Raw genomic sequence first — 5,026 nt, 5'->3', positions numbered from 1 at the left:
GGAACAGTAGGAACGGAATCCGTCGATCGGCGCGACGGCCGCCTGCCGTCCCATTCCGGATGGGCCGGGAGCCGGGCGTTGCGAGGTGTGCGGGAATGGCTGGCCGGCCATACGGCGGACTTCGAGATCCGATCTCTTCCCCCGCTGCTGGTCCGTTACGTCATCAGTGTTGATCTTCTGTGTTTGGCGGTCGCGCTGGTGGGCCTCGTCGAGTTTCCCCTCCGATTCGCGGATCTGCTCGCGTTCGGGGCCTTCGTCCTCCTCGGCCGGCTGGCCATCGAGACGTCGCGACATCTCGGTGCGCCGGGTCACCGGGAAGAGGAGCCGTACCGGGATCTGCTGTCGACCTGGACGCTGCCCGTCGTGCTTCTCCTCCCACCGGTGTACGCGGCCGTCCTGCACCTCCCGCTCTACTGCCTCTTCCGGGCCGGGATCGGCCCGCAGCCACGGTACAAACAGCTTTTCAACGCGGCGGCTCTAGGCGTGTCCGGTTTCTGTGCATCCATCGTGCACCTCGCACTTGCTCCAACGCAGGGACCATACCGAATTGAAACGCTGGTCGGTTCCGCCGGGCGCATCGGCGCGTTGTTTCTCGCTGTCGTCACCTACACGGTGATCAACAGAGTTCTTCTGCACGGCACGCTGCGGCGCAGGCATCCCGTTCCGGCACATTCCAATACCGTACGTTCTAATACGGTAGGTACCAGTATGGTGCGTTCGATTCCGGTAGGTCGCCCGTTCGGTGGCGGTGGCCGCGAGATGCTCACGGTCGCCGCCACCGAGATGTGTTCCGCGATTGTCATCGCGGTGCTGTGGACCGCGCATCCGCTGCTCATGCTCGCGGCCACCCCGCCGGCGCTCCTGCTCCAGCGCGGTCTGCTGCACGCGGAACTGCTCGCGGCCGCGCGTACCGACGCCAAGACCAGGCTGGCCAGCCCGGCGTACTGGCGTGAGGTAGCCGAACGTGAGGCTGCCCGGGTCCGGCGGGCGGGCCGGCCGATGTCCGTACTCATTGTGGACATCGACCATTTCAAGAGGGTCAATGATCAGTTCGGCCATCTGACCGGCGACGTCGTTCTCGCGTCGGTCGCCGACGCCCTGCGGGCGGCCACGCGCCCTCGTGATCTGGTCGGCCGCTTCGGCGGTGAGGAGTTCGTCGTCCTGCTCTGCGAGGTCGACCTGGACAACGCCGCCCATGCCGCGGAACGGATCCGACGCCAGGTGGCTGGAATGCGCTGCCGCGTCGATGGCCGGTCCGCGGGCGCGGTCATCGTGTCGGTGACCGTCTCGGTCGGTGTGGCCACGGCCAGCGGCACGGAGGTGGACCTACCCGTCCTGCTGGAGACCGCCGACGCGGCGCTCTACCGGGCCAAGGCCGACGGACGGAACCGCGTTCGTCTCGCGGCGCAGGTACCGGCCGCCCGTACCGCCTGAACGCGCTACGGGCGCTACGGGCGGTACGGGCGCCACGGGGTCCGGTGGCGGGTGGCGGGTGGCCGGTGAGGCGGGTGGCCGGTGAGGCGGTGTCGAACTACCGGGTGGCCGCGCTCGTGGTGTTCGCCAGCAGCAACATCGTCGTCACCGGTCCCACGCCACCCGGGACGGGGGTGAGCGCTCCCGCCACCGATGCCACCGCATCGGCATCCACATCGCCGACCAGGCCCGATTCGGTGACGTTCGTGCCAACGTCGATCACAGTGGCGCCAGGCCGGATGAACCCCTTGCCGATCATTTTGGGTCTGCCTATCGCGGCGACCACGACGTCCGCCTCATGTGTGATCGAGACCAGGTCGGTTGTGTGGGAGTGGCAGACCGTCACGGTTGCGTCCTCGGCCAGCAGCAGCAGGGCCGCGGGCTTGCCGACCACCGGGCTGCGTCCGATCACCACCACCCGGGTGCCCTCCAGCTTGATGTCGCCCCGGTGCAGGATCTCCAGGACCGCGGCGGCGGTGGCCGGGGCGAAGCCCGGCAGGCCGAGGGCCAGGCGGCCCAGGCTCAGCGGGTTCATCCCGTCCACGTCCTTGTGCGGTGGGATGTGGGTTCCGATCTCACTGGCGGACAGCCCGGACGGTAGGGGAGTCTGCACGATCAGACCGTGCACCTCGTCGTCGGCAGCGAGCCGGTCGACCGTAGCCAGGAGCTCCGCGCGGTCACCGGAGAGCTCGTGGATCATGCAGCGCACACCCACCTTGGCGGCGCCGCGCTCGATGACCTTCACGTAGGACCGGGCGGCCGCGTCGGTTGTCGGCAATACCACCGCCAACGTCGGCACGACCCCTTTCTGGCGCAGCCGTTCGGTGTTCTCGACCACGCCCCGGCCGACTTCGGCGGCCATGGACCGCCCATCGAGCAATCTCATGATCCGATCCGCTCCCCGACGATATGCACGATTGCGTCCGCGCCAGACACAGACGTCAGATGGTCTGCGAGGACGGCGGCGGCACGGTCCCGGTTCACCGCGTCCGTCATCGCCGCGGTGTTCACCCGCACATTGATCGCGGCGCTGTCCAACGCGGCGCGTGCACACGCGGCAGCCACCCCCACGTCGCTGAGGACGTTGACGTTTGCGCCGTCGACAATCGCCGCGCACAGCCCCACCACGTCCGCTGCCACCGCCGCCGTCCGCAGCGGTACCTCGGCCGCTCCGACCAGCGCGGCCTGGATCGCCCGACTGCGTTCGGCACGTTCGCCGTCGGTGTCTTTCGGCAGCTTGTAGGCGTCACTGACGGCCGCGAACGCCCGGGCGTCGGCGTCGGCGAGCGCCAGCGCCTCGACCCGGGCCTTGTCTGCGTCGGTCCGAGCCGCGAGCATCGTCGCCTCGTGCGCGGCGTAACGGGGCTTTCCGATCGTCAGATTGCAGACCATGCTCACCAGCGCCGCGCCCAGAGCGGCCTGTAGAGCAGCGGCTGCTCCGCCACCCGGCGCCGGCGCGGGTGAAGCCAGGTCGGCGAGGAATCCCGCGAGTGTCTCGTCGTCCATAGCACCCTCTTTGCCTTTTACCTGTCGATGATTCCCAAGGTTGCCCATACCCACGAGGTTGCCCATACCCACGCGGACGCCGTCCGGGTCGGGATGGACGACGGCCGGTCTGTACGGCCGACCGAACTGCACCGTAGCAAGCCGGCGGGACGCCGGTGGCGACGAAACAGCGATGATCGGTATTCAGTGTCGGGTCAATCGGGATGTCGATGCGACCGGGATGTGGATGGGAGGGTGGATGGGAGGCGCGGATCGTCAGGCGGCCGCATGGGAGTGTCCCGTGGTCGGCCCGGCCCGACGCTCCCGCCGGCTCAGGTCGGCAGGTCTGGCCGGAAGGTCCGAGACGATCTCGATGCTGGTCGGCCGTTTGAATTTGGCGAGGCCTTCCTCGCAGCGTTCCGCCAGGTCATAGCGCAACGTGGCGTCCGGGATGTCCACCGGTACGACGAGCGCGACGGGCACCTCGCCGAGAACGGCATCCGGCCGGCTCACGACCGCGGCGTGGCGCACCCGTGGGTCGGCGAGCAGGATCGCCTCAACCTCGCGAGGATACACCTTCTCACCACCACGGTTGATCACGTCGTCGGTGCGGCCGGACAGGAAGAGATAGCCGTCCGAGTCGAGAAAACCGATGTCGCCGGTGTCGAGCCAACCGTCGTGGGTGAATCTGTCGCGGCCGGTCGGACCCGCATAGGCGCGAATCACCCCTGGCCCGCGGACCTGCACCGTGCCGACCATGTCGGGCGGGCACACCGTGCCGTTGTCATCGACGACGCGGACCTCGCTGTCGACCGGCACGCCCACCGAACCCGGCTTGCGGGTCCCATGCGGCGGATTGGCCGTGATCAGGCTTCCGGCCTCGGTCATGCCATATGTTTCCAGTACGGGAATACCGGTTGCGGCCTCGAATGCCCGTAACACCTCGACGGGCAGGGGAGCCGCGGCGGACCGCACGAACCGGACGCGGCAGTCATGGGCTCGGGCCACCTGTGGATCTCTGGCCAGTAGCGCCAGGATCGCCGGAACGGCGTTGATCCAGGTCACCCGCTGTCTGTTGATCATCCCCCAGAAGCCGCGGCGGCGGAACCGGCGGTCGAGAACGAGGGTCGCGCCGCTGCACAAGGTGGCAAGCAGCCCCACCACCTGTGTGTTGACGTGTACCAGCGGCAGGGGGTTGTAGCCGATGTCGGTGTGGCCCAGTTGGTGGTGGCGGGCGACGGTCGCGGCGACGTGCGAGAGCTGATCGATGTCGAGAAAGACCTGAGTGGCGGGTCCGGCTGTTCCCGAACCCGCCAGCAGGACTCCGCCCCGTATCCCCTGACATTGATCAAAGTTGGTGGCGGCCGGTCGGTCGACGTCCTCGAGCCGGTTACCCGCCAGGCGCGGGTTGAGCTGCCGCACCCCGGCCGGAATCGGTAGTGACCGATCGGTCACCACCAGGTCGGGTCGCGCACGTCGAAGGGCACGCTCCAGTTCCGCGGGCGGCGAGTCCGGATCCAGCGGTACAGCGTGCCGCCCGCTGGCAATTGTCGCCAGGAAGACGACCGCGAAGTCGAGCGGGTCGGACACGCCGATCGCGATCCGGCGTCCGGCCGGTGGGCCACACGCGTCCAGATCGGCCCGCCAACCACGGACCAGAGCCAACATCTCGCTGTATGTAATAGAACGGTTGCCGTGTGCCTCCCTGAGGTATGTCTGGCGCGGTTGTTCGCGAGCGCGTGCGTCCAACCAGTTGATCACCGATGTCACGTTCACCGCCGTTGTCAACGTTCAGTGTTCAGTAAATGAGCTCGCCCCGGTATCGAGGACGCCTCGTTCCCGCGGTCCGCGATTAGCGTGCCGCTCGTAGGACCTGTCCGGATCGGGCGTCCCAGATCGCTATATCAATTATGGTGCGCCTGATAAACCAGCGTGTCGGGTGTCGCGAGTCACACGGGTGAACTCCCGCCCGCGCGGGGCGATTTATCTCACACATCCGGCAGCGCCCTAACACGAGCTTAAGGCGTTTCCACCCGTTTGGACGGCGCTTGTCCGGCGCAGGACCATC

General features: G+C 67.9%; 4 protein-coding genes. 1 reads left to right on the top strand and 3 read right to left on the bottom strand.

Annotated elements, in window-relative coordinates; genetic code table 11:
- Positions 1–1,434 (top strand): GGDEF domain-containing protein (locus U9980_RS06215; RefSeq protein WP_322767058.1); only part of this gene is annotated, 1,434 nt, incomplete at its 5' end.
- Between the two features lie 97 nt (positions 1,435–1,531).
- Here the strand turns inward: U9980_RS06215 and U9980_RS06210 are convergent.
- The 3 genes from U9980_RS06210 to U9980_RS06200 all read right to left on the bottom strand — a co-directional run bounded on the left by U9980_RS06210 (position 1,532) and on the right by U9980_RS06200 (position 4,734).
- Positions 1,532–2,359, bottom strand: a complete 828-nt coding sequence (locus U9980_RS06210; RefSeq protein WP_322767057.1) for a bifunctional 5,10-methylenetetrahydrofolate dehydrogenase/5,10-methenyltetrahydrofolate cyclohydrolase — start codon at positions 2,357–2,359, stop codon at positions 1,532–1,534.
- Positions 2,356–2,979: a cyclodeaminase/cyclohydrolase family protein gene (locus U9980_RS06205; RefSeq protein ID WP_322767056.1), complete on the bottom strand. Its 624-nt coding sequence runs from the start codon at positions 2,977–2,979 to the stop codon at positions 2,356–2,358. The genes U9980_RS06210 and U9980_RS06205 overlap by 4 nt, the downstream gene beginning before the upstream one ends.
- 255 nt (positions 2,980–3,234) lie before the next feature.
- Complete coding sequence (locus tag U9980_RS06200) at positions 3,235–4,734, bottom strand: class I adenylate-forming enzyme family protein (RefSeq protein WP_322767055.1); 1,500 nt, start codon at positions 4,732–4,734, stop codon at positions 3,235–3,237.
- Positions 4,735–5,026 lie beyond the last annotated feature (292 nt).

This window comes from Protofrankia sp. Cr1, assembly GCF_963555865.1.
Taxonomy (GTDB): Bacteria; Actinomycetota; Actinomycetes; order Frankiales; family Frankiaceae; genus Protofrankia.
The sequence above is the reverse complement of the archived record's forward strand: the minus strand, read 5'-3'. Positions and strand labels throughout refer to the sequence as shown.

Bases quoted from the DNA above. Each gene is read 5' to 3' on its own strand.
- U9980_RS06210 (WP_322767057.1), bottom strand. From the start codon at position 2,359: ATGAGATTGCTCGATGGGCGGTCCATGGCCGCCGAAGTCGGCCGGGGC.
- U9980_RS06205 (WP_322767056.1), bottom strand. From the start codon at position 2,979: ATGGACGACGAGACACTCGCGGGATTCCTCGCCGACCTGGCTTCACCC.